The 310-nt window shown below is 61.3% G+C and carries 1 pseudogene; it reads left to right on the forward strand.

Annotated features, from left to right (window positions below):
• Positions 1-123: 123 nt before the first annotated feature.
• Positions 124-310, forward strand: a pseudogene (locus tag P0G09_RS17735) (GPR endopeptidase); the annotation flags it as partial.

The following is a 310-nucleotide window of genomic DNA, read 5'->3' on the forward strand; positions in this document are numbered from 1 at the left end:
CCGTACCAGCGCAAGCCTTTTTTGAATTTTTGTTTAGAATTTTTTCATTTTCCCAGACTTCTGGTACCGTTTGGGCGGGAAAAGCGCCCAAATACGGAAATTCAGACGGATGGGGGATGCACTATGCGGGAAACTGACCTTGCCGATGAACTGTTCGGTCAGCCGGGCAAAACTGCCCTGCCCGCCGGGGTGCGCGTGGCAACGGCCCGTCAGGGCGGCGTGACGAGCACCCGGGTAGAGATCGCGCGGGAGGGGCTGGCGCGGCCGCGGGGCCGGTATGTGACGCTGGAGGTCCCCAGCGTGAGCCTGC

The organism is Faecalibacterium sp. DFI.5.82 (genome assembly GCF_029076575.1).
GTDB lineage: Bacteria > Bacillota > Clostridia > Oscillospirales > Ruminococcaceae > Faecalibacterium > Faecalibacterium duncaniae.